At 63.0% G+C, this 26,182-nt stretch carries 30 protein-coding genes; 15 read left to right on the top strand and 15 right to left on the bottom strand.

Annotation, left to right across the window (positions count from 1 at the left end; genetic code table 11):
* Positions 1-8: 8 nt before the first annotated feature.
* The 6 genes from ACFUCV_RS03535 to ACFUCV_RS03510 all read right to left on the bottom strand — a co-directional run bounded on the left by ACFUCV_RS03535 (position 9) and on the right by ACFUCV_RS03510 (position 4,951).
* Positions 9-1,670, bottom strand: coding sequence for an MDR family MFS transporter (locus ACFUCV_RS03535; RefSeq protein ID WP_380812087.1), 1,662 nt, complete (start codon positions 1,668-1,670; stop codon positions 9-11).
* Positions 1,667-2,299, bottom strand: a complete 633-nt coding sequence (locus tag ACFUCV_RS03530) for a TetR/AcrR family transcriptional regulator (RefSeq protein WP_380812085.1) — start codon at positions 2,297-2,299, stop codon at positions 1,667-1,669. Before ACFUCV_RS03530 ends, ACFUCV_RS03535 begins: the two co-directional genes overlap by 4 nt.
* A gap of 64 nt (positions 2,300-2,363) precedes the next feature.
* The gene (locus tag ACFUCV_RS03525; RefSeq protein WP_380812083.1) at positions 2,364-2,777 is read right to left on the bottom strand and encodes a hypothetical protein; all 414 of its coding nucleotides are present in this window, start codon (positions 2,775-2,777) and stop codon (positions 2,364-2,366) included.
* 46 nt (positions 2,778-2,823) lie between these two features.
* Positions 2,824-3,186 carry a nuclear transport factor 2 family protein gene (locus ACFUCV_RS03520; protein WP_380812081.1) on the bottom strand — a complete coding sequence of 121 codons (363 nt, stop codon included), beginning with the start codon at positions 3,184-3,186 and terminating at the stop codon, positions 2,824-2,826.
* Positions 3,187-3,478: 292 nt separating this feature from the next.
* Entirely contained in the window at positions 3,479-3,955 is a 477-nt protein-coding gene (locus ACFUCV_RS03515) for a hypothetical protein (protein WP_380812079.1), read from the bottom strand.
* Positions 3,956-3,958: 3 nt separating this feature from the next.
* The gene (locus ACFUCV_RS03510) at positions 3,959-4,951 is read right to left on the bottom strand and encodes a Ku protein (RefSeq protein WP_380812077.1); all 993 of its coding nucleotides are present in this window, start codon (positions 4,949-4,951) and stop codon (positions 3,959-3,961) included.
* 145 nt (positions 4,952-5,096) lie between these two features.
* Here ACFUCV_RS03510 and ACFUCV_RS03505 point away from each other — a divergent pair, with 145 nt between their 5' ends.
* Positions 5,097-7,574 (top strand): ATP-dependent DNA ligase, encoded by a 2,478-nt coding sequence (locus ACFUCV_RS03505; RefSeq protein WP_380812075.1) that lies wholly within the window; start codon positions 5,097-5,099, stop codon positions 7,572-7,574.
* 94 nt (positions 7,575-7,668) lie between these two features.
* Here ACFUCV_RS03505 and ACFUCV_RS03500 read toward each other — a convergent pair whose 3' ends face one another.
* Both ACFUCV_RS03500 and ACFUCV_RS03495 read right to left on the bottom strand, forming a co-directional pair.
* The gene (locus ACFUCV_RS03500; RefSeq protein WP_380812073.1) at positions 7,669-7,881 is read right to left on the bottom strand and encodes a CsbD family protein; all 213 of its coding nucleotides are present in this window, start codon (positions 7,879-7,881) and stop codon (positions 7,669-7,671) included.
* Positions 7,882-7,950: 69 nt separating this feature from the next.
* Positions 7,951-8,421, bottom strand: coding sequence for a hypothetical protein (locus tag ACFUCV_RS03495; protein ID WP_380812072.1), 471 nt, complete (start codon positions 8,419-8,421; stop codon positions 7,951-7,953).
* Positions 8,422-8,757: 336 nt separating this feature from the next.
* On the opposite strand from ACFUCV_RS03495, the gene ACFUCV_RS03490 reads away from it, so the two are divergent.
* The gene (locus tag ACFUCV_RS03490; protein ID WP_380812070.1) at positions 8,758-8,922 is read left to right on the top strand and encodes a hypothetical protein; all 165 of its coding nucleotides are present in this window, start codon (positions 8,758-8,760) and stop codon (positions 8,920-8,922) included.
* A gap of 95 nt (positions 8,923-9,017) precedes the next feature.
* On the opposite strand, the gene ACFUCV_RS03485 is transcribed toward ACFUCV_RS03490, so the two are convergent.
* A complete protein-coding gene (locus tag ACFUCV_RS03485) occupies positions 9,018-9,278 on the bottom strand; it encodes a DUF4235 domain-containing protein (protein ID WP_380812068.1) in 261 nt (86 codons plus the stop codon).
* A gap of 242 nt (positions 9,279-9,520) precedes the next feature.
* Between ACFUCV_RS03485 and ACFUCV_RS03480 the strand changes: the two genes are divergently transcribed.
* From ACFUCV_RS03480 to ACFUCV_RS03460, 5 genes are all read left to right on the top strand, one after another.
* Positions 9,521-10,093 carry a hypothetical protein gene (locus tag ACFUCV_RS03480; protein ID WP_380812066.1) on the top strand — a complete coding sequence of 191 codons (573 nt, stop codon included), beginning with the start codon at positions 9,521-9,523 and terminating at the stop codon, positions 10,091-10,093.
* A 195-nt stretch (positions 10,094-10,288) separates the two neighbouring features.
* Positions 10,289-11,353 carry an acyl-CoA dehydrogenase family protein gene (locus ACFUCV_RS03475; RefSeq protein WP_380812064.1) on the top strand — a complete coding sequence of 355 codons (1,065 nt, stop codon included), beginning with the start codon at positions 10,289-10,291 and terminating at the stop codon, positions 11,351-11,353.
* Positions 11,347-12,717, top strand: a complete 1,371-nt coding sequence (locus ACFUCV_RS03470; protein ID WP_380812062.1) for a PIG-L family deacetylase — start codon at positions 11,347-11,349, stop codon at positions 12,715-12,717. Before ACFUCV_RS03475 ends, ACFUCV_RS03470 begins: the two co-directional genes overlap by 7 nt.
* Positions 12,714-13,469 carry a glycosyltransferase gene (locus ACFUCV_RS03465; protein WP_380812060.1) on the top strand — a complete coding sequence of 252 codons (756 nt, stop codon included), beginning with the start codon at positions 12,714-12,716 and terminating at the stop codon, positions 13,467-13,469. Before ACFUCV_RS03470 ends, ACFUCV_RS03465 begins: the two co-directional genes overlap by 4 nt.
* Positions 13,470-13,513: 44 nt before the next feature.
* Positions 13,514-13,696, top strand: a complete 183-nt coding sequence (locus ACFUCV_RS03460; protein WP_380812058.1) for a hypothetical protein — start codon at positions 13,514-13,516, stop codon at positions 13,694-13,696.
* 80 nt (positions 13,697-13,776) lie between these two features.
* Here ACFUCV_RS03460 and ACFUCV_RS03455 read toward each other — a convergent pair whose 3' ends face one another.
* The 3 genes from ACFUCV_RS03455 to ACFUCV_RS03445 all read right to left on the bottom strand — a co-directional run bounded on the left by ACFUCV_RS03455 (position 13,777) and on the right by ACFUCV_RS03445 (position 16,690).
* Positions 13,777-14,763, bottom strand: a complete 987-nt coding sequence (locus ACFUCV_RS03455; protein ID WP_380812056.1) for a DNA topoisomerase IB — start codon at positions 14,761-14,763, stop codon at positions 13,777-13,779.
* A gap of 146 nt (positions 14,764-14,909) precedes the next feature.
* Complete coding sequence (locus ACFUCV_RS03450) at positions 14,910-15,458, bottom strand: Dps family protein (RefSeq protein WP_380812054.1); 549 nt, start codon at positions 15,456-15,458, stop codon at positions 14,910-14,912.
* Positions 15,459-15,601: 143 nt separating this feature from the next.
* A complete protein-coding gene (locus tag ACFUCV_RS03445) occupies positions 15,602-16,690 on the bottom strand; it encodes an aromatic acid exporter family protein (protein WP_380812052.1) in 1,089 nt (362 codons plus the stop codon).
* Positions 16,691-16,900: 210 nt separating this feature from the next.
* Between ACFUCV_RS03445 and ACFUCV_RS03440 the strand changes: the two genes are divergently transcribed.
* From ACFUCV_RS03440 to ACFUCV_RS03415, 6 genes are all read left to right on the top strand, one after another.
* Positions 16,901-17,380 carry a pyridoxamine 5'-phosphate oxidase family protein gene (locus tag ACFUCV_RS03440; protein ID WP_380812050.1) on the top strand — a complete coding sequence of 160 codons (480 nt, stop codon included), beginning with the start codon at positions 16,901-16,903 and terminating at the stop codon, positions 17,378-17,380.
* 45 nt (positions 17,381-17,425) lie between these two features.
* A complete protein-coding gene (locus ACFUCV_RS03435; protein WP_380812048.1) occupies positions 17,426-17,863 on the top strand; it encodes a YtxH domain-containing protein in 438 nt (145 codons plus the stop codon).
* Between the two features lie 65 nt (positions 17,864-17,928).
* Positions 17,929-18,828 (top strand): glucose 1-dehydrogenase, encoded by a 900-nt coding sequence (locus ACFUCV_RS03430; protein ID WP_380812046.1) that lies wholly within the window; start codon positions 17,929-17,931, stop codon positions 18,826-18,828.
* A 128-nt stretch (positions 18,829-18,956) separates the two neighbouring features.
* Positions 18,957-19,460 carry a CinA family protein gene (locus ACFUCV_RS03425; RefSeq protein WP_380812044.1) on the top strand — a complete coding sequence of 168 codons (504 nt, stop codon included), beginning with the start codon at positions 18,957-18,959 and terminating at the stop codon, positions 19,458-19,460.
* Between the two features lie 108 nt (positions 19,461-19,568).
* Entirely contained in the window at positions 19,569-20,615 is a 1,047-nt protein-coding gene (locus ACFUCV_RS03420) for an iron-containing redox enzyme family protein (RefSeq protein WP_380812042.1), read from the top strand.
* Positions 20,612-20,866, top strand: coding sequence for a CDGSH iron-sulfur domain-containing protein (locus tag ACFUCV_RS03415; protein WP_380812040.1), 255 nt, complete (start codon positions 20,612-20,614; stop codon positions 20,864-20,866). Before ACFUCV_RS03420 ends, ACFUCV_RS03415 begins: the two co-directional genes overlap by 4 nt.
* Here the strand turns inward: ACFUCV_RS03415 and ACFUCV_RS03410 are convergent.
* Complete coding sequence (locus tag ACFUCV_RS03410; protein WP_380812038.1) at positions 20,863-21,369, bottom strand: DUF6328 family protein; 507 nt, start codon at positions 21,367-21,369, stop codon at positions 20,863-20,865. The two genes, ACFUCV_RS03415 and ACFUCV_RS03410, sit on opposite strands and share 4 nt — an antisense overlap.
* A 263-nt stretch (positions 21,370-21,632) precedes the next feature.
* Here ACFUCV_RS03410 and ACFUCV_RS03405 point away from each other — a divergent pair, with 263 nt between their 5' ends.
* Together ACFUCV_RS03405 and ACFUCV_RS03400 are read left to right on the top strand one after the other, a co-directional pair.
* A complete protein-coding gene (locus tag ACFUCV_RS03405; protein WP_380812036.1) occupies positions 21,633-22,307 on the top strand; it encodes a DUF6766 family protein in 675 nt (224 codons plus the stop codon).
* Between the two features lie 94 nt (positions 22,308-22,401).
* A complete protein-coding gene (locus tag ACFUCV_RS03400; protein WP_380812034.1) occupies positions 22,402-23,577 on the top strand; it encodes a zinc-dependent alcohol dehydrogenase in 1,176 nt (391 codons plus the stop codon).
* Positions 23,578-23,594: 17 nt separating this feature from the next.
* Here the strand turns inward: ACFUCV_RS03400 and ACFUCV_RS03395 are convergent, their stop codons facing one another.
* Positions 23,595-24,542, bottom strand: coding sequence for an SDR family NAD(P)-dependent oxidoreductase (locus tag ACFUCV_RS03395; protein WP_380812032.1), 948 nt, complete (start codon positions 24,540-24,542; stop codon positions 23,595-23,597).
* Between the two features lie 44 nt (positions 24,543-24,586).
* Positions 24,587-26,113 (bottom strand): D-glycero-beta-D-manno-heptose 1-phosphate adenylyltransferase, encoded by a 1,527-nt coding sequence (rfaE2, locus tag ACFUCV_RS03390; protein WP_380812030.1) that lies wholly within the window; start codon positions 26,111-26,113, stop codon positions 24,587-24,589.
* Positions 26,114-26,182: the final 69 nt, after the last annotated feature.

Here is a 26,182-nt window from a genome sequence, read left to right as displayed (position 1 = left end):
GAAAAATGTCAGCGTCGCGGCGCAGCCGGCCCATCCTCCGCGGCGGCGGCAGCCGGCCCAGTGGCCGTGGCACTGGCGGAGACAGCGGCGACGTCCCCTTCAAAGCCGGCCATGGCGGAGGCGGAAACGTCCACCGCCGGATCGCGCTCAATTTTGGTGGCCAGCGGCACTTCCTTGACAAAGCACAGGATCACGGCCGCCAGCACGGCCAAAGGCACCATCCATAGGAACAGGGGAATGAGGGATTCGTTATAGGACTGGATGATCAAAGCCTTGACGGGTTCCGGAAGGCTGTTGACCAAAGCCGGCGTGAAGGAGTTGGCTCCATCCCCGCCGGTGGTGCCGCTGGGGATCTTTTCCGCAACCAGGCTATGGAGCCGGGTGGCGAACAATGAACCAATCACTGCCGTGCCCAAGGTGGCACCGACTTGACGGAAGTAGTTTTGCCCGGCGGTGGCCGTGCCCACAAATTTCAGCGGGAAGGAGTTTTGCGCCACCAGGGTCAGGATCTGCATGCTTGCACCCAGACCGACGCCCATGATGCCCAGGTACACGCAGATCATGTAGACGGGGGTGTCGGCCTTCAGGGTCGCCATCAAGGCCAAGGCAAGTGCCAGGATCACCGATCCGGCAATGGGTGAAACCTTGTAGCGCCCCGTGGCGGAGACACGGCGGCCAACAATTACGGAAACAAGCAGCATGCAGGCCATCATGGGGATCATGAGCAGGCCGGCTTCAGTTGCCGAATAGCCTGTGGCCATCTGCATGTAGGTGGGCATGTAACCAATGGCTCCGAACATGGCAATGCCTGTGAGCAGCCCAGCCAGGGTGGTCAGATTGAAGTTGCGGCTCTTGAACAGTGTCATGGGCATGACCGGCTCAGCGGCACGGCGCTCCACCATCACAAACAGCACGGCCGTCACCACGGCAACTGCCGCCAGGCCCAGAATTTGCGGGGACATCCAGGCAAATTCAGCACCACCCCAGGTGCCCACCAAGACCAGCGCAGTGGTGGCAATGGCAATGAGGATCATGCCCGGGTAGTCAATCCTGGGCCGGACGGCGTGAACCACTTTAGGCACGTGCAGCAGGAAGATCGTGGCCAGGATGGCCAGCACCGCCAACGGCACATTCATCCAGAAGGCCCAGCGCCACCCCGGCCCTTCCGTGAGCCCGCCACCAATAAGCGGCCCGGCCACGGAGGAGAAGGCAAATACGCCGCCCATGATCCCCATGTACTTTCCACGCTCACGGGCAGGAATGACGTCGGCAATGGTCGCCTGCGAGAGGATCATCAAGCCTCCACCACCCAGGCCCTGGACCACGCGGGCAATGATCAAGGTGGTCATGTCAGGTGCCAAGGCACCAATGACCGAGCCAACGGTGAAAATGGTGATGGCAAAGAGCAGCATGGGTTTGCGGCCCAGCAGGTCACCGAGCTTGCCATAGACGGGCATCATGATGGTGGAGGCCAAAATGAAGGCCGTAATGACCCAGGCCATGTGTTCCACGCCATTGAGCTCCCCCACCAGCGTGGGCAGTGCGCTGGAGAGCACCGTCTGGTTCAGGGAGGCCAGCAGCATGGTGACCATCAGCCCTACAAACAAAAGGACTATTTTTCTTTTTTCGCCAGCATCGGCCGGCGCTTCAATGGTTTGTGTCTGGCTCATAGTGTGGCCTTTATTACCTCTCGAAAAATCTCAATGGCGTTGTTCACTGCCCTGTCCTCGCCCACTGCAAAGGCGCTGGGATTACGCTTGAACGCAAAACGCAGGGCAGTGCTGGCCATCATGAGGAGCACCCGGGCTCCATCCCGGCCATGGGGTATTCCGGCGCGCGCCAGTTCCGGATCCCCTTCGGCATATTGATCCAACAAAATGGATTCCACGAGCAGCTCCGACGCCGTTAAATGCAGCATCACCGTACGGTTCAGCTCCGGATACTTGGCCTTGAGCTCTTTGCGCCGGTCCGTCTGGGAAGCTGCCGGAAACATGGAGCGGACCACGGCAACCATGAGCCGCACCGTGCGCCCAAACAAGTCTTCACCACCGTCCGCCCTGAAGGCCGCGACCGCCTCCTCAGGAAGCGTGGGCGGCTGGGTGCCCAACACTGCGTCTTCCTTGGTTGCAAAGTAATTGAAAAAGGTGCGCTTGGAGATGCCGGCCGCTTCGGCAATGGCTTCCACCGTGGTTTTGCCCAGGCCCACTTCCAGGGCCATGGCCGACGCCCGATCGTGGACAAGCGCCCACGTTTCCAGCCGGTTACGCTCACGCAGGGGCACGGCAGAGGTTTTTTGCATAACTACATTTTATGCATTGAGGCAAACATTGCACAAGTGCAATGTTTGCCTCAAAGGGGATGTTTCAGCTCACAGCCTGCTGCAGGAGCTCAATGATCTTCCCCTTCACCTGGGCATCGAGCCCGGTCAGAGCGAAGGAGGTGGGCCAGAAATTGCCCGCGTCCAGGTGCGCGTCCGCTTGGAAACCGATGGTGGCGTACCTGGCCTGGAATTTGGCCGCTGCCTGGAAGAAGACCACCACTTTGCCTTCGGCGTTGGCATAGGCAGGCATGCCGTACCAGGTTTTTGCACGCAAAGACGTGTGCTGGCGCACCAATTCATGCAGGGCGCTGGCCAGTTCCTGATCCAGGCCGCTCATCTGCGCAATGGCGGACAAACATGCCGCTTCGAGGTCCGCCCCAGCTTGGGCAGCCTTCGCTTCTGCGGCCGCCGCACGCATGGCCGCTTTTTCTTCCTTGTTGAAAGTGGTGTTTGCCATGACCGGCACCTCTCCGCGACGACTGTGTGGTGTTCACCAACCGTGTTCAGCTTTGGCTCAGTGGGATGAGATAGGAATCCACCCGGGCTATGAGCCCATCCTTGATGGTGAAGACATCATTAAAAGCAAAGGTGAAGGGCCCTGTGGAATAGCTATGCGCGGCGCCCGTGCCCAGCGCTATGACGGCTGGACCGTCCTGATACATGCGTTCAATGCTGTAGCTGGGGCTGCCCGTAATGGCTGGATGGTCAATTTCGGCATCGAAGGCTTCCTTGCCGCGCATCACTTGATGCCCATAAACGACCCATTCCACATCAGGGGTCAAGGTGGCAAGAATCCGTGCGTGGTCGCCGGCCTCAAAGCCGGCAAAATACTCCACGACCAGCTCACTTTCACTGGTCCTTTTCACTGGCAGCTCCTCCAGTCAAACCCCCGGCGGAGGTTGTTCAGCTTCGAATGGAGCCTCTTTTGCGGAACCAGCCAACCGCGGCGGTGGCAACAAACAAAACCAAACCAACGACGGCCAACCAAAACAGGCCTTTAATTACAAATCCCAGTATTGAAAGGACAATCCAAATGACCAGCAGTCCAATGATGATTCCCAAGGTGTTGTCGCTTTCCGTTGTGTTTGGTGCAGCTTGTCTTATCTCTCAGGCTAGGCCCCCGCCAGGTCCTTTACAACAGGGCCACGGCCATGAAACTCATTGTTGGACATCTTCGGGCAGGGCCTCGTGGTGCCTGCGCCCCTGAGTTCGCCGGTCCTCTTTCATTTCCGCTTCAAACAAATGCCGCTTGCCGTCGCCCAACTCCTCGCGGGCCTGCTTTTCCAAGGTCTTGAACTCCGCGTAATAGCCGTCGTCGTAGTCTTCCACGATCTGAAACGTCCACCGGCCCTTGATGACGTTCCGGCCCACCAGACGTTCTTCCACGTCACGGGCCATGGCCCCGTGACCGGCTTCGCGCAGGAGCTCGGCCGCCTCACCCAAGGCCAGGTCGGCCTTGCCGGTCAAACGGTGGAAACCATACAACAGGCCCCGGGCGTGCTCCACCACTTCCAATGCTTCCGAGAACTTGCCCAGTGCCGTCACGGTCTCGTCGCTGATGCCCTCCCCCCTTTGGTGGGCAGCGTCGGGACCGTCGGAGGGGTCATTGTGCAATGAATCTTGGGATTGGGACACGGTTCAGGCACCTTTCTTGACGTGGGTAGTGCTGTGGCTGGCTGCAGCGGCCGTTTTTTGCTTGGCCGCTTTACCGCCGGCGGACTTTTTCTTGGCCGCGCCCTTGCTTGATTTCTTGGAGGCGCCCTTTTTCTTCTCCGCGGATGTGCCGGTGGTGGACTTTTTGCTTTCCGCCTTGGCGTCTTCCTTCGTCCCCTGTCTGCCGCGCTTTTGATCCACGCTGCGCTTGAGCGCTTCCATCAGGTCAATGACATTGCCGCCCCCGGCATCCTCCGCCGCGGCTTCCTTGTCACCGAAGGTTGCCGCCGTGTCCAAGGAGTCACCGTGCTTGAGCTTCTCGTCTATGAGCGTCTGCAGTTCCTCCTGGTATTCATCGCTGTAGTCATTGGGGTTGAAGTCACCCTTGAACTGATCCACCAAGGCGGAGGACATTTTAAGTTCCTGGGCACTGACAGCCGTCTTGCTCGGAACCTTCACCTCCTGGGGATCGCGCACTTCATCACCCCAGAGGATGCCTTGCAGCACCAACATATTGTCCTTGATGCGCAGGGCTCCCAGCCGTGTTTTTTGGCGCAGTGCAAACTTCACCACGGCAGTGAGTTCCGTGTTCTTCAGGGTCTTGACCAGGAGTGCATAGGCTTTGGGTGATTTGGAATCCGGCTCCAGGTAATAGCTGCGTTCCAACATGATGGGATCAATTTGATCATTGGGCACAAATTGCACCACTTCAATTTCACGGCTTTTCTCCGCCGGCAAGGAGTGCATGTCCTCATCACTGAGCACCACTGTCCGGTCCCCGTCGTCGTAGGCCTTGTCAATGTGCTCAAAGTCCACCTTTTTATTGCACACTTCGCAGCGCCGCTGGTAGCGGATGCGGCCGCCATCGGCGTCGTGCACCTGATGCAGGCTGACATCGTGGTCCGCCGTTGCCCCGTACGCCTTGACGGGAACGTTGACCAAGCCAAAGGCAATGGAACCTGTCCAAATTGATCTCATGTTTCCAGCTAAGCATCATCATTTGTTCTGCGCCAGAGCAGTCCTACCTGCAGCTGGCACGGTGGGCCTGATTCATGGGCGCGTCACGGTGGCACCGGGCGCGGCTGTGCAGGCACAATGGGCCCATAGCTGCAAAGGAGCCACCATGAGCCGATCCAAGGAACAATTGGTCAGTGTTGCTGGCCGGCGCCTAAAAATCAGCAATCTGGACAAGGTGCTGTACCCGGAGACGGGAACCACCAAGGCCGAGGTGCTGGAATACTTCGCGCAGGTGGCCCATGTACTCATTCCGCAAGCGGCATGGCGCCCCGCCACCCGCAAGCGCTGGGTGGACGGGGTGGGACCGGCGCACGATCCGGGGCAGGTATTTTTCCGCAAGGATCTGGAAGACTCTGCACCGGATTGGGTTCCCCGGCAAACACTGGGCCACAAAAACCATGTCAACAGCTACCCCCTAATCAATGATCCGGCCGTGCTGGCCTGGCTGGGACAGGTGGCGGCATTGGAAATCCACGTGCCGCAATGGCGTTTTGCTCCCGATGGAAAAGCTGCCAATCCAGACCGGCTGGTGTTGGATTTGGACCCCGGCGACGGCGCCGGACTGGCGGAGTGTGCGCAGACGGCGCTGTTGTGCCGGGAGCTTTTGACAGGCATGGGATTGGAAGCTTTCGCCGTGACGAGCGGCTCCAAGGGCATTCACCTGTATGCACCCCTGGACGGCAGCCACGCATCGGCTGAAATTTCACAACTGGCGCATGAACTGGCGCGGTCCCTGGCCCAAGACCATCCGGATTTGGTGGTCTCGGACATGAAAAAGTCCCTGCGCCCCGGGAAGGTCTTGGTGGATTGGAGCCAAAACAACGCCGCGAAAACCACCATTTGCCCTTATTCCCTGCGGGGAAGGTCCCGCCCCACGGTGGCGGCTCCGCGCACCTGGGAGGAAATAGCTGATCCACAGCTGCGCCAGCTGGATTTCCGTGAAGTGCTGGGGCGGGTGCAGCAGGGCCTGGATCCGCTCGCCCCGCTGGGCTGGACCGCGCCGGACGGCGCGGACAGGCTGCAGAAATACCGTTCGATGCGCGACCCCAGCAAAACCCCTGAACCTGTTCCCGCCGAACCTCCCCGCAGTGGCCGGGGAACGGCCCCCAAATTCGTCATTCAGGAACACCACGCCTCCCGTCTGCACTGGGACTTCCGCCTGGAACATTCGGGGGTGCTGGTCTCTTGGGCCGTGCCCAAGGGCCCACCCCTGGAGGCAAGCGGGAACCGTTTGGCCGTCATGACCGAGGACCACCCGCTGGACTACGCGTCCTTTGCAGGAACGATCCCCAAGGGTGAATACGGCGCTGGCCACGTCACCATCTGGGATACCGGCAGCTATGAGCTGGAAAAGTGGCGTGAGGGCAAGGAAGTCATTGCCGTATTGCACGGCCTGCCCGACGGCGGACTCGGTGGTGTTCCGCGCCGGTACGCCCTGATCCATGCCCCGGGAATGGGCGCAGGGAAAAACTGGCTCATCCACCTGATGAAGGACCAACCCGGTCACGGCAGTGCCGCCAAGATCCCCGACGCAGGCCATACCCGGTTGTCCACCCCGGATCCCACCGCCCAAGCGGCCAAAACGTGGGCGGAACCGCTGTGGAACGGCGGCCAGGGCCAGCTTCCGGCACCCATGTTGGCCACCGCCGGCTCCCACGTGGATCCGGAGCGGACCTGGAGCTTTGAAATGAAGTGGGATGGCATCCGTGCCATTGCCGGAGTCCGCGAAGGGGCCGTGCGGTACATGAGCCGAAACGGCAATGACTTGACCCGGCAATACCCGGAGCTGCAGGAGTTGGCGGCGCTCGCTGGGGAGGGCATGGTGGTGGATGGTGAAATTGTGGCATTGAACAAGGCCGGGCGGCCCGATTTTGGCCTGTTGCAAAGCCGCATGAAGCTCACATCGGCCCGGGACATTGCCAAGGCAGTGGCTGCCAGTGAAGTGCAGTTCATGGTTTTTGACATCCTGCAGCTCCCCGGCGAAAAAGGCAACGCCAGCCGGTCCCTGGCGCACGAACCCTACGGCACGCGCCGCGGGGCCCTGATGGCGGCTTTGAAGGGCGGCACCCATATCCATCTGCCGCCCGCCTTCAACGGCTCCTTGACTCAGGCCCTGGCGATCAGCAGGGAGCTGGAACTGGAGGGGGTGGTGGCCAAGGCGGTCGACTCCCCCTATGTTCCGGGGCGGCGCAGCAGGGACTGGATCAAAATAAAGGAAGTACAACATCAGGAGGCTGTGGTCATTGGCTGGCGCAGGGGCACCGGATCACGCAGCAGCACATTTGCTTCGCTTCTTTTGGCGGTCCCCCAGGATGGCCACTTACGGTACGCGGGCCGGGTGGGCTCGGGTTTTTCCGCTTCAGCATTAACTGACATTGCCGCGCAGCTGGCCAAGATCACCCGCAAGACTCCGCCTGTGGCAGATGTCCCCGCGGAGGACCGCAGGGATGCCGTGTGGGTCACTCCGCGGCTGGTGGCTGAAGTGAAGCTGGCCGGCATCACCGCCGAGGGCCGCTTTCGTCACGCCAGCTGGCGGGGCTGGCGGCCGGACAAGCCAGCGGCGCTGGTGCAGTGGGAACACTGAAGGCCGGCACCAACGGATGCTGCAGACGCGCCAGGGCGGCACCTTTGCTAAGGTGCCGCCCTGGTGCCACTGCTCAAACTTGCGGCTGGCTCAATTAGAGTCGGCCGCCACCTTCGGTGTCGTCGGTGTGTGCATCTTCGGAGAGGTGGGCCTTGGCATCAGCCACCGTGTCCTTGGCGGAGCCTTTGGCCTGGTCAAGCTTGCCTTCGGCGGCCAGTGAGTGGTTGTCGGTGGCCTTGCCCGTGGTCTCCTTGACCTTGCCGGCCACCTTGTCTTTGGCTGCATCAAACTTATCTGCGATTCCCATAATGTTCCTCCTCATAGTTTGTTACTTGTCCCCACTGGAACGGGTTTCACCCTCGTCCCAGGAAGTGTTTTAAACCTTGGCCGGGCCGGTATCTTCGACGTACGTTGTTCCGTCGTCGTCCGTGTGGACCAAAAGGTTGCTTGTTGCCGCAGTGTCGCGGGCATCCTCGGAACGCTGCGTGGCCGGCTCGTCAATGGCTGACCGCTCCGCATCACCAAGGACGGCACCCAGGCCCTGCGAGTCACGGGTGGGCTCGCCGGCGGGAATGTTCTCACCATAGCCCCGTGAAACGTCGGCTTCCGCCACGGTGTTCTGTCCCATGTCGGAGAACGTCCGCACTCCCGTGTGGCGCCAGCTGACATTGACGAAGGCGGAACCGTCCTCCGGGGTCTCCACCACCGTTTCAATTTCCTGGGCTGTAGCCCCCATCTCAGCCAGCTTCTGCTGGTAGGAGCGCACAAGTTCCTCCAAGGATTCCGGAGTCCACTCACCCGGACGCATCCGGGTTGAAATCTCCACCGGTTCAGACGCTTCACTCATGTCCACTCCTCAATCCTGGCTCACTGCCTGCCGCGCGGGGCCGCAGTGCCAAGACTCTTGGTTTCTTGGTTACCTCGACTCTAACGAGGGTCATGGGAAATTTCCACGTCCCGCAACAACCGAAAAAGCATAAAGACGGCTTTTGACGGCGGAATTCCGCAATTTTTGAGCCAATCAAGTCTTAACAAACAGACCAAAAAACCGCGTACCAACCGCCACCGGCAGGGTCTTGTCAATGTCCGGCGTCCTTGCGGCCAGCCATCTGGGTCACCGTGGACTTTCAGCAACTTCGGTGGTTAGCATGAGAATCGTCCCAACCAATGAGAGGGAACCACCATGAATGATCACATCCCAGGGGAACCCAACCCCTTCCCCGGGTCTCCGGACCCCACCGAACCCACCATGCCGCCGGAACCAGGTGAAAACCCCGTACCGTCACCCGATCCCAGCTCGCCCGGCCAGCCGGATCCGTTCCAGCCACCCGTGCCTCCGGTCATTTAGGCAGGCACCCGTACAGGAGCGGCTGTTCCCCATCATTCCTGCCCGGGGAACAGCCGCTCCTTGCTGTGGTGTGGAACCACAGCGTGGCTTTGCGCCTAGACCTTTTCCGGGTGGCGCTCCAGCCCCAGGCTGGCCTTGCGGGCCAGGCGGGTGGTCAGGACCTGAATGACAGCGCCCGTGGCCGCCGTCGCCAAGGCAAAAACAAGCACACCTGGCAGGGGGTTGCTCAGGTCATCGGCCTTCTTGGGCGGTTCGTGCCCCGTGCCCTTTCGCCAACCGACGGAAAGTGCCTTGCGTGCAGCGGCACCGGCGGCAACGCTTGCACCGGCGCTGAGCAGCTTAATCAAGATGTTCATTGGACTCTTTTCCCAAATTCCTGCAGTGATGTGTTGTGTTCCACCTCCACTCTCGCCAAGTCCGCAGGCCAGCGCAAGCAGTGCATGGGTGCGTGGGGCCACATGACGTCGCGCAGTGCTTATGGTTACAGTAAGAGCAGCGGGCCCCCACCGGAACGTGGACGGCAGGGGCCCTGGCCGGCCCGTCCGGTGATGTACCTCCAAACGAGACCACTTGATGCAGTCAACGAAGGAGAATGACGATGAGCGCCACCAACACCAACGAACCCGAAAACCGCCTGGAGTCCCCCACGGAGGGCGGCTATGGCTCCCCCTCACCGGAGCAGGAACTCCCCGATGGCGTGGACAGCGTCGACGGCGGTGACAACGGGGCAGATGCTGACACTGAGGTGTCACTGGATGATGCCGCAGTGGACGACGCCGAGGAAGACGTGGCGCTTGGCGAAGTTCCTGATGATGCAGCCACCAACCCCGGTTCGCCCGACCCCACACTTGCCGGCGACGAAAGCGATGCCGCAGCCCTCGGTGATGACCCAAGCCTGGGGGCGCCGGACAAGAACTTTTTCCAAAATGAGGATTCCGGCAGTGACGGCGAACCGGGGGCAGGACGCTTTGGCGGCACTGACGACCAATTCAACGAGGAGCTTTCCTCGGTTGATCCGGGCGATGAAAACCTCGACGCCGGTGACGGCAGCCCGGTCCCCACGGAGGCCCCTTCCACGGACGCCCCGCTGTCGGAGGGAAACACCTCGGACTCCGAGCGCGGGCCGTTCTCCTCGGAGTCCGACGCCGACGCCTCCGGGGACCCCGTCTAGCCCCCTCCGGCTCCCCCTGCGGGATGGCCCACGCGGGATTCCGCGTGGGCCATCCCATGCCACCGGGCAGTCCACCGGCGACAAAAGACAGCCCCAGCACATTCCTACAACCCGCGGAGATGCATGACCAGCCCCGTCATCGAGCCAGAGGCTCCACAGCACGCCGTCAACACTGTGCCACGCCATGGAGTCCTTATGGCAGCCGTTGCGCAGCGTGGCACTGCCGAAGAGCTGACGGCGCTCAATGATCTCCATGCCCAGGCGCTGGCCTGCCGTGGCCAGGTTCCCGCCATCCTTGAACTGGCCCGTGGGCTCGGGGCCGGCGCTCCGCACCCCCAGCAGGGCCGCACCCGGGAGTTGTGGCAGCTTTTGGCGACGCTGGGATGCGCTGATTTGAGTGTTGCCCGCATAGTGGAGCCACACCTTGACGCGCTGGCCATACTGCACCAGGCAGGCCGGGATGACCTCCACCATGCTGAATCCACCTGGGGTGTCTTTGCGGCCCAGGGTCCCGGCAAGCCCCTGGAAGGCAGCAGACATGGCGGGCAATGGCTGCTCACCGGCGACAAGCCCTGGTGTTCCCTCGCCGGCGAGCTCAGCCATGCGCTGATCACGGCCAACACCCCGCAGGGCGTCCAACTCTTCGCTGTGGATTTGCGTCAGCCGGGCATCACGGTTTCCCCCCGCCCATGGCAGGCGTTGGGCCTGCCAACCGTCCCCAGCGGCGGGCTAAGCCTTATCAACGTGCCGGCCGCCGTGGTGGGCGGACCCAACTGGTATCTACACCGGGCCGGTTTCGCATGGGGCGGCGTTGGGGTGGCCGCGGTGTGGCATGGTGCGGCGACCGCCGTGGCCAGACGCCTCCATCAGCACTGCGTGTCACGCCAAGCCGATCAAATTGCGCTGTGGCACCTTGGCGCCACCGATCAGGCGCTCTGGTCCGCTGCGGCGGCCTTTGAGGCAGCGGCACTGATGGCCGACGGCGCTCCGGCCGGGTCCGGCCCGGACGCTGCGGGAGCGGCAGCCCTCATGGCCGCGAGGCTGCGGGCCACCGTGGTCGCAGCCGCAGAAACGGTCTTGACCATGGCAGCCCACGGCATGGGACCGGAGCCCCTGGCTTTTGAGTCGGAGCACGGCCAGCGCGTCGCCGATCTGGAACTCTACCTGCGCCAGGACCACGCTGAACGTTCGCTGGCCCGTCATGGGGCGGCATTGCTTGCGGACAGCAACGCCGAAACCGCGGCTGTGCCGCCATGGTGATTTTCAGCCACGAACAGGACTCCGTTTCCGAATCCCGATGGCTGGATTCCGCGGGAATGGCCGGCATGTCCGGCCTGCGCCTTGACTGGACCACCATTGCCAAGCTTGTGGTGGTGGCGGCACACCCTGACGATGAGACGCTGGGGGCAGGCGGTCTGATCCACCAGGCCCGGCACCACGGGGTTCCCACGGAGATCATTGTGGGCACCTGGGGTGAACATTCGCACCCCCGCTCACCCACGCATGGTCCGGCGCAGCTGGCCCGCCTCCGCGCCGCCGAGTTGGAGCGGGCACTGCAGAGCCTGGCCCCCGGGGCGCGCACCAGGGCACTGTCCCTGCCCGACGGCGCACTGGCCGCCCATGCGCACACCCTGGAGCAGGAGATTGTGGCGTCCGCAGCCGCCACGGGAAGAACCTTGATTGTTGCACCGTGGTCCGCCGACGGGCACAGCGACCACGATGCCGCCGGCGCCGCGGCGGCCAATGCGGCCAGGTTCAGCAACAGCCTGTTCCTCGAGTACCCCATTTGGATGTGGCACTGGGCGGATCCCGACGATCCCGCGCTCCGGGACCTGATCCCCTGGCCGGCCCTGCGCCGTTTGGAACTGCAGGGAAAAGACATCCAGGCCAAGGCTGCGGCCATGTCCAGCCACCACAGCCAAGTGGCGCCGCTGTCCCCGGCGCCCGGCGACGAAGCGTTGCTGTCCGAGGCCATGCTGGCCCATTTTGCACGCCCCTTTGAGACGTTCATTGACGTGGCGGGACAGTTCGCCCCCACCGGAAATGAAGCTGTGGAGTGGACCCGGAGACAATTTGACTCCGTCCACGCCGATGGGGCGGAACCTTGGAGCCCCCAACGGTGGTACGAACACCGCAAGCGTGGTTTGCTCTTGGCCGGTTTGGACCGGCCGCTTTTTGACTCAGGCCTGGAGATCGGCTGCTCCACCGGTGCGCTCCTGGAAGAGTTGGCCCCGCGCTGCCGCCAGCTGCTGGGCACTGACGCCAGTGCCCAGGCCATCAAGAGCGCACAGCGGCGCACGGCCCAGCTGGACAATGTCAGATGCCTGGTGGGCACCCTTCCCGACGACTGGCCCGAAGGAAGCTTCGATCTGTTGGTCCTGTCCGAAAGCGGGTACTACTTCACCGCCTCGGCCCTGGCCCAGTTGCTGGACCGAATGGCAGGCTCCGCGGCTCCCAACGCCGTGTTGGCGGCATGTCATTGGCGCCACCCCATAGCGGGATGGCCGCTGGACGGGGCCTTTGTGCATAGCCGGCTGCGCCTCGATCCACGATGGACCCTGGAAGCCTCCCACCTTGAAGAGGACTTCCAGCTGGACTTCTTCAAGCTGGCGGAACTCCCATGACCCTTCCCTTGGCGCAGGTGGCAGTGGTCATTCCGGCGCGGAACGAGGCAGCACTGCTCCCTGCCACCTTGCGGGCCACAGGGATTGCCCGGGCCAGGCTGTTGCAGAGCCATCCCCACCTGGCCGTCACCGTGACAGTGGTGTTGGATTCCACCACCGACGAATCGGCCGAACTCCTGGCCCGCCATGCGGACGTCACCACCCTTTCCGTGACCGCGGGACTTGTGGGCACCGTCAGGAATGCCGGGATTGCGGCTGCCTGCACGGCCGCCGCCCTGCCCTTGGCCCAAATGTGGATTGCCAATACGGACGCCGACAGTGAAGTTCCCCCGCATTGGCTTCAGCGCCATGTGGAACTGGCCGCACAAGGGGCACAGATGGTGGTGGGGACAGTTGAACCACGGCGCCACGAGCTTGAAGCGGCGCAGCTGCAACGGTGGCTGGCGCAGCACCAGCTGGGCGAAAACCACCCCCATGTCCACGGAGCCAACCTGGGTGTCCGGGCCGACGTATTCACCAGACTCGGCGGCTTCAAGGACCAAGGGCTGCATGAGGACAGGGATTTGGTGGCCCGGGCCCGGGCCCGGGGGGTCACGGTGGTCGCCACTGATTCCTGCCGCGTAAAAACTTCCGGGCGCATGCGCGGGCGGGTATCGGGAGGATTCGCCGACTTTCTTGCCGGCTTGGCCGACGCCGAGCAGGCTGAACGGGTACTATCACCACCACGGCCAATCACGGCTTTAACGCCATGAATGACCAGGGACCAGAAATCAAACAACAACTATGCGGAGGACCCATGGAAACGAATCACGAATCCCAAGACCCCAAGCACGAGTCCGGGGACCCCACCCCGGACGCCAAGTCCGGCGACGGGGGCAAGGATGCCAGCACCCTCCCCGACGGGTCCGGCACAAACCGTGAAGGCGGCGGTTCCGAGCAGGGGCAGGAAGACGGCGGATCGTCCTTCGACGCCGGATAGTCAATTACAGCCCCAAGTGCATTTCCCACAACAAGGAGCAGGCCCCCTGGCAGGGGGCCTGCTCCTTGTTGAAGCCAGCCCTAACTGCCCTTCGTCAGCAATGCCAGCACGGCGGCATCGGGCTGGCGCTTCAAGGAAGCCACCCTGCCCTGCTCAAAGAGGGCAATCACCCGCGGATTCACGTAGGAGTCCCTGGCAATGGCGGGAGTGTTGTGCAGCCACGCCGCAGCGTCCTTGATGGCTGCCGTCACGGCGGCGGGGGACGATGCCCCGGAGCGTTGTGAGCGCGCCAGCGAGAGGGCTGCTGTCACAGTTCCCTGCCAGGTCCTGAAGTCCTTGGCGGTAAAGCCTGACCCCGCCACCTGCCCCAAATAGGCATTGACCTCCGAATCGGAAATGGACTGCCACGTCTTTTTGCGTCCGGACTTCACCGGGTGGCTCAGTGCCGGTCCGGTGCGTGGCGTGCGCGGCATCGCAGCAAAGAAGTCACTGAGCAGGGCATCGTTGAGGTGGATGTCCCAGGTGCCGGCCGATTTCCCACGGAACATCAAATGCAGCGCCTGTCCTTCAACACTGACGTGGCGCCGCTGCAGGGTGGTGGCTCCAAAGGAACCATTTTCATCTGCATACGCCGCACCCCCCACCCGCAGTGCAGCCCGGTCCATGAGCCGGACCGCCGCTGCCAGGGCACGCCGTCGAGCATTTTCCTCCTGTTTCAGGTCCCTGGTCACCGTCCTGCGCAGGGCAGGCAGGCGCTGGGCAAACGCCAGGGAACGGATGAATTTTTCATCATCGCGCAGTTCCCGCCACTGTGGATGGTAAATGTACTGGGTGCGCCCTGAAGCATCCACGCCTGTTGCCTGGATATGGGCCCGGCGGTCACTGGCAATCCAGACGTGGTCCCAGGCGGGGGGAATGGCCAGGGCCTGGATGCGGCCCAGCAGGGCCGCAGAGCTGATGCGCCGGCCATTGGCTGAGGTGTACGTGAATTCGCCACCGGTGGTTTGGCGGCTGATCCCGCCTGTCCCGGGCTTGACGCGATGGAGCTGCTGCACTTCTTCAGCCAAGGTACTCTCCTGCCGCTCGCGCCTGCCCGGCGCCTATGAATGCTGTGGCCACTACTGCTGCGCAATGCCAGGCGTTAAGGCGCTTGCCCCGCCAGCAATCATGTGCTGGCGGGGCAGATTAATTCGCCCCTGGTGGGCGCTTTTTATTACTTCTTGGGGGCTTTGGCCTTGACCTCTTCAGTGGTCAAGGCACCCGCTTCCGTTTCCAAATGTGCGCGCATGAACCACTGGAAAAGTTCCAGCTGGCCGGTCTGGCCAATCAACAGATCCTCCGTGACGGGGTCAAGCTCGCCCACCGCTGAAATGGCGTCGCGGTGGCTGGAGACCACACCGTCGTAGACCTTGTCCAACGCCGCCAAGTGTTCCTGCGTGGTGGCACGGCCCAATTCGTAGTCGTCCCATGCCCTCTCGCGCACCAAGGCGCCGGGCAGGCCGTTGGGAGAGTCCCCCAGGGTGGCAATACGTTCGGCGGTTTCATCAATCATGGCCCGCACCAATTCAATTTGCGGGTCAAGCATGGTGTGGACGCCAATGAAATCCCGTCCCACCACATTCCAGTGGGCGTGCTTGAGCGTGAGTTGAAGGTCATTCAGGGCGTGCAGCCTGCCTTGCAGAATGGCGGCAACCTGGTGCCCGTCTTCCAGCGCCAGGCCCGGAACTGTGAATTTCGTTGTGGAAGTCTTCTTGGTGACCATGAAAAATTATCCTCTCGAAACCGATTGGTCGGTAGCGACCGTTGTAACTGCCACGCTAACGAGTTGCAGGAGGCGGCGCCAGTGCCGGACCCATTCATAACGGCCTTGGAACCACCCCGTTGCCCTGTGTTTGCCTGCTTTTGTCACGGGTTTTCGGCCCTGAGCGAAAGCCTGCTTTCCAATGCCTGCAGCAGGCGCCGAAGGTCCAAGGCCACTGCAGCCCCCGGTGCCACCGAAGCGGTCTGCGACGGGGGTGAAGCGGCAATCGCCTGGTTTAAGTGATCCAGGCTTTCGTGGGCGGCAGCGAACACCGGCTCCAGGGGATCGCCCTCATCCCAGGTGAGCAAAATTTCCGCCACCGCTGACAAACTGTCGGCCACGGGACTGCTCAATTCTGGCGGCAGCCGCAGCTGCAGGGGGCCTTCCCAGATGGCACTGGCCAGCACTTCCGACAAATCGCGCACATAGAAGGAAACATTCTCCAACACAGCCAGATCCTCATGGCTGCCGGCCAGCAAGGCGTTCCGGGAACGGCGCCGGGCCCGTGGATTGGCCCGCTGGCTTTCGGCAGCTTCATGCACGGCGCCCCGCACCTCTGCCACGACGTCGTCAAGGAGACGTCCGCGGCTGGCCCATTCCTCATGGTCCGGGGGCCACTGCTCGGTCAGGGCGGCAGCTGCATCCTTCAACTGATCAGCCAGGACCTTGCGCGCACGGCGGATCTGGGCCTGGGCGGCGTCGAGGGCCAATGGCGGGAAAATGGTGCCGTTGACCACCAGTCCAACCACCACGCCCAAACCCATTTGAAGGCCGTAGCCCAGGGAAAACACCTCGGCGCGGCTGCTGCCACCAATGATGAGCACCAGCAGTGTGGCCACGGGAACGTAGTCCCGTCCGGCACCAAGCCTGGGCACCCCGCCCAAAAGCACACCGGCTCCCACCGCCACGGAAATGGTGATGATGTTGGGCGCGCCCAGCAGTAGCACCGCGGCGGCAAGAACGATGCCCAGAAGCACCCCGAGCAACGTCTGGAAAGCCGTCCGGAGCGAACCCATGAAGGTGGGATACATGCTCACCAGCACCCCAAGCGGGGCATAGTACGGATACTCGTTCACCACCCCGGGCATCAGCGGGGCCAGCACCCAGGCAATGCCCACGGCCACGGCCGTCTTTGCCGCCAGCAGAATGCGCTGGCCCGTGACAGTTGATTTAAATCCGCTTTTGAAGTCCATCAGTAACTTTCCGCCTTTCAGAACTCCGGCACCTGATCAGCCTTCCACCCTAGTGCCCGGAGCCGACTCCTTGGCGGGTGCAATGGCTGCAGGAGGCGCAACCGCCCCACATGTGACTAAGCTGTAAATGCCAGCCACTACAAGCGACCATTTCAAAAAGACACCAAAAGTCAGAGTTGAGAAGTTTCGTAGAATAGGAGTTTTGCCGCAATGACAGCAAACGAAGACCTGAGCAAAATCATTGACATCATTAAAGACCACCCGATCGCCATGTTGACCACCCAGGGACCTGAAGGTTTGCTCAGCCATCCCATGACGGTGCTCAAGGTGGAGGATGACGGCGAGCTGTGGTTCTTCAGCTCGGCGGGCACCACCCCGGTGGAAAATATTGAGCAACGGGCCCAAGTGAATGTGTCCTTTGCCGCCAAGGACCAGTGGCTGTCCGTGCAGGGCGAAGCGGCAGTCATCACCAGTGAACCCAAGGCCCGTGAACTATGGAACCCCGCCGTGGCCGCCTTCTATCCCGACGGGCCTGAATCCCCGGAACTGCGCCTTGTCCGGGTCCGTCCCGACGGTGCAGAATATTGGCAGACGCCCGGCGGCACCTTGGCAACAGCGTTGAGCTGGGCCAAGGCGCGCATCACGGGCGGGAAAATGAACGCCGGGGAAAGCCACACCGTAGACCTCTAAGGCTTCACACTGCTTCCCACGTCCTCATGAACCAAGGAGAATGCCATGAAAGCCAAGTTGTCCTTTCTCGCCGGAGCCGCACTGGGTTATGTATTAGGCACCCGTGCCGGCCGCGAAAGTTACGAAAAAATCAAGGCCTCCGCCCAGCAGGCCTGGTCCAAGGACGCCGTGCAGGACACGGTGGCCACAGTGCAGGACACGGTAAAGACCCAGGCCGGCGAGGTGGTGCACAAGCTGGTGCAGCAGGTTCTGCCCGGCGAGAAGTCCGATACACCGGATGCGGAGGCAGGCGGTGCGGAGCAAGGTTCAACGGAGCCAAGCTCGCCGAACTCCAAGACCCCGTCCTCGGAGAACGGCTTGTACGGCTCCGGCGGCAACCCGCTGGACATCGTCCCGGAGGTTTCCGATGAATTCCCGGATGCCGGACTCGGCGGCGAAGGCCAAAGCCGTACCGGAGACAACCGGCCAGTAACCGGCGTTTAGGCCTTAGATCCCCCAGTGGATCCGCCATTGAAACGCGCAGCAACAGATGTTGAAAGGAATGACTGATGACACACCATGACCAGTACACCTTCACGAACCCTGTGACCCGTTACCCCAAGATCAGCCCGCCCATCCAGGACCAGCCCGAGCCGGGATTGGACCGGGATTTGGAACCACAGACAGACCGGGGCGAGAAGTCCTACCGCGGCACCGGACGCCTTGCCGGGCGCAGGGCCCTGATCACCGGCGCCGATTCCGGCATTGGCGCCGCCGTCGCCATTGCCTTCGCCAGGGAAGGCGCCGATGTGGCGTTGTCCTACCTGCCCGCGGAAGAGGCTGACGCCCAGGCCGTTGCCGAAGTCATTCGGGAGGCCGGACAAAAGGCGGTGTGCCTGCCCGGCGATATTTCCGATGCCGGCAACGCGCGCCAACTGGTGGCCGATGCGCTCGAACAACTGGGCGGACTGGACATCCTCATTAACAACGCCGGCCGGCAGATTGCCGTGGAGAACCTCGAAGAGCTCAGTGATGAACAGTTTGAAGAGACGTTCAAAACCAATATTTTTGCCATGTTCTGGATCACCAAAGCCGCACTTCCGCACTTGTCCGCAGGGGCTTCCATTGTGAACACCACCTCGATCCAGGCGTACAACCCCTCCCCCGAGCTGATTGACTACGCCTCCACCAAGGCTGCCATCAACAACTTCACCAAGGGACTGGCCCAGCAGCTGGCGCCACGGGGAATCCGGGTCAACGCAGTGGCGCCGGGACCCATTTGGACACCCCTGCAGGTCAGCGATGGCCAGCCCAAGGAAAAGCTGCCCGAATTCGGTCAAAGCACCCCGCTTGGCCGTGCAGGCCAGCCCACGGAACTTGCGCCGGCCTATGTCTTCCTGGCTTCTTCCGAATCAAGTTACGTCATGGGGGAAACGCTCAACGTCAACGGCGGCACCCCCAGCCCCTAGAACCCCATTGGCGCCCCGACGCCCCTGCCCCCACTGCCGGCCACCAGTTCGGCCAGGGGGCGGGGGCGTCCGGGTGGGCGAAGCACTGAAGTATCCGAGCCAGCAGCGTTATAAGTGAGGTGGCCAGCATGGCAGGCAAGGAGCCCAGCCGTTTGGTGGAGCAGTCCCTGGAGGTGGCTGCAGCCATTTCCCAAGCGGCCCGGACCAGTGGCACAAGCGTGGCCGTGGCCGAATCCTTAACCAGTGGCAGCATCTCCTGCCACCTGGGTGCCGCGGAGGAATCCTCCAACTGGTATTTGGGTGCCGTAACCGCCTACAGCTCCGAAGTGAAGTTCTCCGTGCTGGACGTGCAGCGCGGTCCCGTCATCACTGCCCTTTGTGCGCAGCAAATGGCTGCCGGGGTGGGCAAACTCATGGGCGCCGACTTTGCCCTGGCGGTGACCGGGGTTGGCGGGCCCGGTCCGGAGGAGGGCAGCCCCGCCGGAACGGTCTTTATTGCCATCCACCACGCTGGAAACAGCACCGTGGAGGAGCATCATTTCCACGGGGACGCATCCCACATTGTGCAGGCAACCACCCAGGCGGCACTGCGCATGCTTGAGGCGGCAATGCGAACCTCAACCGCCGCCTAGACCCCAGAACCGGCAACAAAAGTTGGCACAAAGGCACTAGGGTTTGGGTACCGCAACAAATCATCCACCCAGTGTCTGCCTTGCCGCACACCCACAAGGAGATTGACCATGAAGTTTCCCACGCCCCGCGGACCGCTCAGTGGTGCGCTCTTGGAACTGCTGCGGTCTCCGGCAGACGGTGCCGCCGGGACCGTGGCAGGCTGGAACCGCGAGGTGGCTGAGGCGGTGGACAGGGCCCAGGACATCAGCACGCAGGAGGACCTGCAGCTGACCTTGTTCTGCCTGTACGAACTGCACTACAGTTCCCTGGATGGCGCGGATGAGCAATGGGAGTGGCATCCAGGCCTCCTGGCGGGGCGGGCCCTGATTGAGGCGGCCTTTGAACAGCAACTGCGTGCCGCCGTGGAACTGCCCGACCTTGATGCGGCCACCAGTGATGACGTGGCGCAGACACTTTTCTCCATGGCTGCGGCCGATTCCGGTCCATCCATGTCCCGTTATGTGGCAAAAAAGGCCAGCGAAGAACAATTGCTGGAATTCCTCATCCACAAGTCCATCTACCAGCTCAAGGAAGCCGATCCACACACCTGGGCCATTCCGCGGCTGACCGGGCGGGCCAAGGCCGCCATGGTGGAAATTCAAAGCGATGAATACGGCGGGGGCCGGGCGGCGCGCATGCACTCGGCACTCTTTGCCCGCACCATGCGCATGATGGAACTGGATGACAGCTACGGCAGCTATCTTGACGCGGTGCCGGCGTTGACCTTGGCCAATAACAACCTGATGTCCATGTTCGGGCTGAACCGCCGCCTCCGTGGGGCCATTGTGGGCCACCTGGCCATCTATGAAATGACATCCTCCCAGCCCAACCGGCTGTATGGGAATGGTTTCCGCCGGCACGGCCGCTCCCCGGAAGTCACGGAATACTTTGATGAACATGTTGAAGCCGACGCGGTCCACGAGCAGATTGCCGGCCGCGACCTGGCCGGCGGCCTCTTTGAAAGCGAACCCAAGTTGTTGGCTGACATTTATTTTGGCGCCGCCGCCGCCCTGCTTCTGGATGGGCGCTCCACTGCCCGCACCATGTCAGCCTGGGAGGCACACGGCAGCTCCCTGCTGACGGCGCTGCCCCAACAGGCGGGGCTGGCATCATGAGCGCGGCCTCCGAACAGGAAATCGTTGTCTGCCCCGACGGCCCCCTGCTGGTCCGGGGCGACTTTGAGATTGTTTCCACCACCGGCCAGGACATTCCGCGGCGCCGTAAAACCGTGGCCCTGTGCCGTTGCGGCGCCTCGGGCATCAAACCCTTTTGCGACGGCACCCACAAGCTCATCGGCTTTCGCAGCGAACCGCCGGCCAGTCCTGACCCATCCACCGCCGCCGGGCAGGCCGGGGACGCAGGCTAAAGACGGGCACGAATAATCCGCGGGGCCAGGTACAGTGCCAGAAGAAACACGCAGGCCCCCACAGCCCCCGCCACCGCGGCCTGCACACTGCCCAGCACCATGTAAAAAATCAGGGCCGTGGTGCCTGTGAGCAACAAGGCTATGAGCACAAGGACAATGGCCACCACGCGGTGCCCGGTGGCCACCAGTTTGTCCTTGACCTGCAGGCCAAAGAGCTGCCGGTGCACGGCCACCGGCATGAGCATCAAGGCGGTGGCCACCGCCGCCACCACCACCAGTGCCAGGTACAGCAGCACGCCCTTTTGATCCAGTTCCTCAAAGCGCCGTTGAAACGGCAGGGTCAACAGGAACCCTGCAGTGATCTGTGTGCCCGTCTGCATAACGCGCAGCTCCTGCAGCAACTCATTCCAGTGCCTGTCACGTTGTTCATTGCGGGTTTCATTCCGTCCGCTGCGGGCCGCCTGGCCACCACCGGAATTGTGGGGATCAACCTCATGTACCACCTGTGCCTCCTGCGCTTTAGAAGGCAGTTTAGCCCTCCTGCAGCTGCAAAGGGCAGCAGCTGCCGGCACGGACATGGGCGTGGTCCGGATGCGTGGGGACGCCGCCGGACGTATGATCCGGGCAACGGCAAAAAGGAAAGCGGAGTGCGAAAGGACTGGGCTACATCATGAAGCTGCAGTTTATTGGATACCTTGGCTGCATTGGGTTGATTCTGGCCTTCATATTTCTGATGGCCCTCATGGGCCGCTAGGAGTGAATTGTCATGAAGAAAATGCTGCGGAACAACGGCCTGGGTTTATTGTTTGGAGCTCTTTTTCTGCTTGCGCTGGCCGGCCAGGCCGTCACAGGGCACGCGTTGTTCAATGAAGAACAGCTCAGCTCCGGCTTTCCCACCGTGGGCTTCCTGCATTACATCAGCTCGTCCAGCTTTGGCGTGGACGTGGCGGAAAACTGGCAATCGGAGTATTTGCAGTTCCTGTTGTACATCACCGCCACCGTGTGGCTGGTCCAAAAGGGTTCACCGGAATCCAAGGACGTCCACAAGGCGGGGCCCGGCACCGCACAGGAACAGCTGACCGGCCCCTACGCAGGGGTTGCTTCCCCGGCCTGGGCCAAAATCTCCGGCTGGCGCCGGCACTTGTTTGCCAACTCCCTGGCCTTGGTCATGGGGACAATTTTTCTGCTGTCCTGGCTGGCCCAATCCGTGGCCGGGGTCAACGCCTACAACCTCCAGCAGCGTCAGGAGCTGCAGGAAACGCTGACGTGGGGGGACTATGTGATGTCCGCCGAATTCTGGAAGCGCACCTTGCAAAACTGGCAATCCGAGTTTCTTGCCGTGGGTTCAATGGTGGTCCTGTCCATCTACCTGCGCCAGGCCGGGTCCCCGGAATCCAAGCCCGTCGGCGCCGCCCACGGCCAGACCGGGGCCATGAATTAGCAGCCCCTGCACTGTGCGGACCCCTTTAGATCTGTACTGAAATATGGGCATACTGGCAGTGGCAACCGTTCTTCAAGAAAAGGAGCTACCAGCTATGAAAGCACTGACTTGGCAAGGCAAAAGGAACCTCAGCATCGAGGAAGTTCCCGACCCCGTGATTCAGGAGCCCACAGACGCCATCATCAAGGTCACCTCCACGGCCATTTGCGGATCCGATCTGCACTTGTATGAGGTTTTGGGCCCCTACATGCACAAGGGCGACATCCTGGGCCACGAACCCATGGGCATCGTCATGGAAGTGGGCAGTGCCGTGAAAAATTTGGCCCCGGGTGACAGGGTGGTGATTCCCTTCAACATAGCGTGCGGCAGCTGTTACATGTGCTCCCTGGGACTGCAGTCCCAGTGCGAGACCACCCAGGTGCGCGCGAAGGGCTCTGGGGCCGCCCTGTTTGGCTACTCCGAACTGTACGGCTCCGTCCCCGGCGGCCAGGCGGAGTATCTGCGTGTGCCGCACGCGGATTACGGCCCCATCAAGGTCGGCCACGATCTTGATGACCAGCAGTACCTGTACCTCTCCGACATTCTCCCCACCGCATGGCAGGCGGTGGCGTATGCAGCAGTGCCCGACGGCGGCACGCTGGCAGTTTTCGGGCTGGGCCCGGTGGGACAGTTCTGCGCCCGCATCGGCAGGCATTTGGGGCACCGTGTCATTGGCATTGACCCCGTGCCAGAGCGCCGCGCCATGGCACAGCGGCACGGCATTGAAACCTTGGATTCACATGAACACATTGGCGATGAGCTGCGCGAACTCACCGACGGCAGGGGCCCGGACGCCGTGGTGGATGCCGTGGGCATGGAGGCCCACGGTTCGCCGGTGGGCGGCTTCGCCCAGTTCGCGGCCGGGCTGTTGCCGGATGCGCTGGCGCAAAAAGCCATTGAGACAGCCGGTGTGGACAGGCTGGCGGCACTGCACGCCAGCATTGATGCCGTCCGCAGGGGCGGAACCATTTCGCTCAGCGGGGTCTACGGCGGCATGGCCGATCCCATGCCCATGCTGACCCTCTTTGACAAGCAAATCCAGCTGCGGATGGGCCAATGCAATGTCAAGCACTGGATTCCCGAGCTGCTGCCCCTGGTGGAGCAGTCGGGGGACCCGCTGGGTGTGCACGACCTCATGACGCATGAGGTGCCGCTGGAGCAGGGCCCGGAGGCCTATGAAATGTTCCAGAAAAAAGAAGACGGCTGCATCAAGGTGGTTTTGAAGCCCTGACCCCTCCAGCCCCGCTATCAGGGGCGGGCCTCGTTGAAGCGGCCGGCCGCCCGGCGTCCCAGCCGGGTGAGCCGGTCGTGGACGGCGCGTATGGCCGGGTCCATCCGGCTGCGGGCCTGCGCGCCTTCCATGGTGGCTTGATCCCCCGAAGCCGGACCGGGCAGCAGGCGGCCCGCGCGTCCCAACAGGGCCGCCGTGAATGCCGGGGCCAGGCCGTGGACGCGGATGGCCACCTTGGCCAGCGGCGTCAACACCACCATGGTGCGCCCGGCCAGGACCCCCTTGACCATGCGGGCGGCTGCGCGTTCCGCAGCCATGGAGACCACGGGGGTGGATGCACCGAGCGAAAACCAAAAGTATTCGGCGCTTTGCCGGCCCGTGAACAGGGCCCGCAGATGCGAGCCGGTGCGCATGAGTCCGGGCACAATGGTGGTCACTGAAACGCCGCTGCCGCTGAGCTCCGAGCGCAGTCCCTGCGAAAAGCCCACAGCCCCAAATTTGGCTGTGCTGTAAGGCAGCAGGTGTGGCACGCTGACCATGCCGCCAATGGAGGTCACGGTGGCAATGTGCCCGCTGCCGCGGCGGCGCATGGGCTCCACCACGGCCAGGGCCAGGTTGACGGGACCCCAGAGCATCGTGGAAACGGCTTGTTCAAAGTGGCCGTGGTCCAACTCGGCCAGGGGCCCCACCTGGATGGTGCCGGCCACTGTGATCAGCACCTCAATGGGGCCGATCCCGTTTTCAATGCCGGCCACCAGGTCAACGACTGCGGCATTGTCACCGACGTCGCAGACCCGTGGGTGGACCTCGAAACCGGCACCGCGCAGTTGTTGCGCCGCCGCATCCAAGGTGTCCGCGTCGCGGGCACAAATCACCAGCCGGTAGCCGCGGGCACCAAGCTCGTGCGCCAGCAACAGGCCCAAGCCGCGGGATGCTCCGGCCACCAGCGCAATTTTCTTAGTCATTGGGTTCTCCAAGCACTCCAGGGCCCCCGGGTGGGACTGCTGCCTTAAGCAGTATCAGAACTCGCCGCTTCCAGGGAGGCCGGCGGCGGTGCTGCGGCCATCTTTTCCACTAGCGCGGTGGTGGAGTGGTCAGGCACGTAGTCCAAAATTTCCACCCGCCCGCCATGGGCGAGCACTTGTTGTGTCTCAGCAAGCATTTCCGGACTGTAGTCCCCGCCCTTGGCATAAATGTCAGGTTTGAGCAGGCGGATCAAGTCCACGGCGGTGTCCTCGCCAAACACCGTGACATAGTCCACGCAGCTCAGAGCGGCCAACACACCTGCACGGTCCGCGGCCTGGTTCAGCGGCCGTCCGGAGCCCTTCAGGCGGCGCACCGAGGCGTCACTGTTCAGTCCCACAATGAGCAGCTCGCCCAGTTGCCTGGCCTGGTTCAAGTAGCTGGTGTGGCCCCGGTGCAGCACGTCAAAGCAGCCGTTGGTCAACACCACCCGCTGCCCTTGGGACCGCGCCGCGGCCACGTGACGGGCCAGTTCCTGCGGTTCCAGCACGCGTTCGGCGAAGTTGCCCAGCCGGTGCGCCAAATCCGCGGTGGAACACACCGCCGTGCCACTGCGGTGCACGGCAATGTCGGCGGCCATTTGGGCCAGATCCATGGCAGTGGTCAATGGCACGCCGCAGGCCCGCGCCAAGGTCAATGCCGCCACGAAGGTGTCCCCGGCACCAGCCGTCTGTGTCTCCGACACCGGACGTGCCCAGGTGCGGTGGGTGGTGCGTGCCGCCGCCAGCAGCACGGTGCCTTCCTGATCCAGCGTCACCACAACATTGGCGGCCTGCGCCGCAGCCAGCAGCGCCTCCTGGTGGTCCAGTGCCCACTGTGCCCGGGGGCGGCGGGGGTCGGGCAGTTGCACCAGGCGCAGCGCCTCCTGCCAGTTCGGTGTGACCACGTCCGGGGCCAGCGGCGCCCAGGGCCGCACATCGTGGGCGTCCACCACGAACACCGTGTGCGCGGCGGCCTTCGCGCGCAGGGCCGGCGCCAGGTGCACGGGCAGGCCGCCGGAGCCGTAGTCGGCAATGAGCACCGCATCCGCATCCGCGCAGGCCGTTTCCAACGCCGCCCCCAGCGCAGCCGTCTGCTCCGGGGCCAGGGGGGTGCCGCCGTCGTCCATGCGCAGCAGCAGCTGCCCGGAAGCCACCACCCGCGTTTTGGAGGTGGTGCGGTGGCCGGGGACCACCAGGACGTTGGAGGTGTCAATTCCGGCCTCCTGCAGCAGGGACACCACAGTGGTCCCGCCCCGGTCGAGGCCCACGGCACCAATGACTGTGACCTGTGCGCCCATCGCCGCCAGATTCACCGCCGTATTGGCCGCCCCGCCCGGGGCAAAGCGCCTGAGCCCCATGTCCACCACGGGTGCGGGGGCTTCCCGGCACATGCGCTCCACGGTGCCGTCCCACCAGCTGTCCAACAGCAGCTCGCCCAGCACCACAATGTGGGGGCGGGCCTCGGCCAGCAGCCCCGGCACCTGCGGGTTCAGGCCGCGCAGGGCGGCAAACTCTTCACTTCGGGCCTTCATGGACGGATCCTTCCTCTGTCACTGTCTGATTTGCCGGGTCAACGCCCAGGGCACCGGGTGCGGTTGTTG

The sequence above is a fragment of the Specibacter sp. NPDC057265 genome (assembly GCF_042668835.1).
Classification (GTDB): Bacteria; Actinomycetota; Actinomycetes; order Actinomycetales; family Micrococcaceae; genus Specibacter.
The sequence above is the reverse complement of the archived record's forward strand: the minus strand, read 5'-3'. Positions and strand labels throughout refer to the sequence as shown.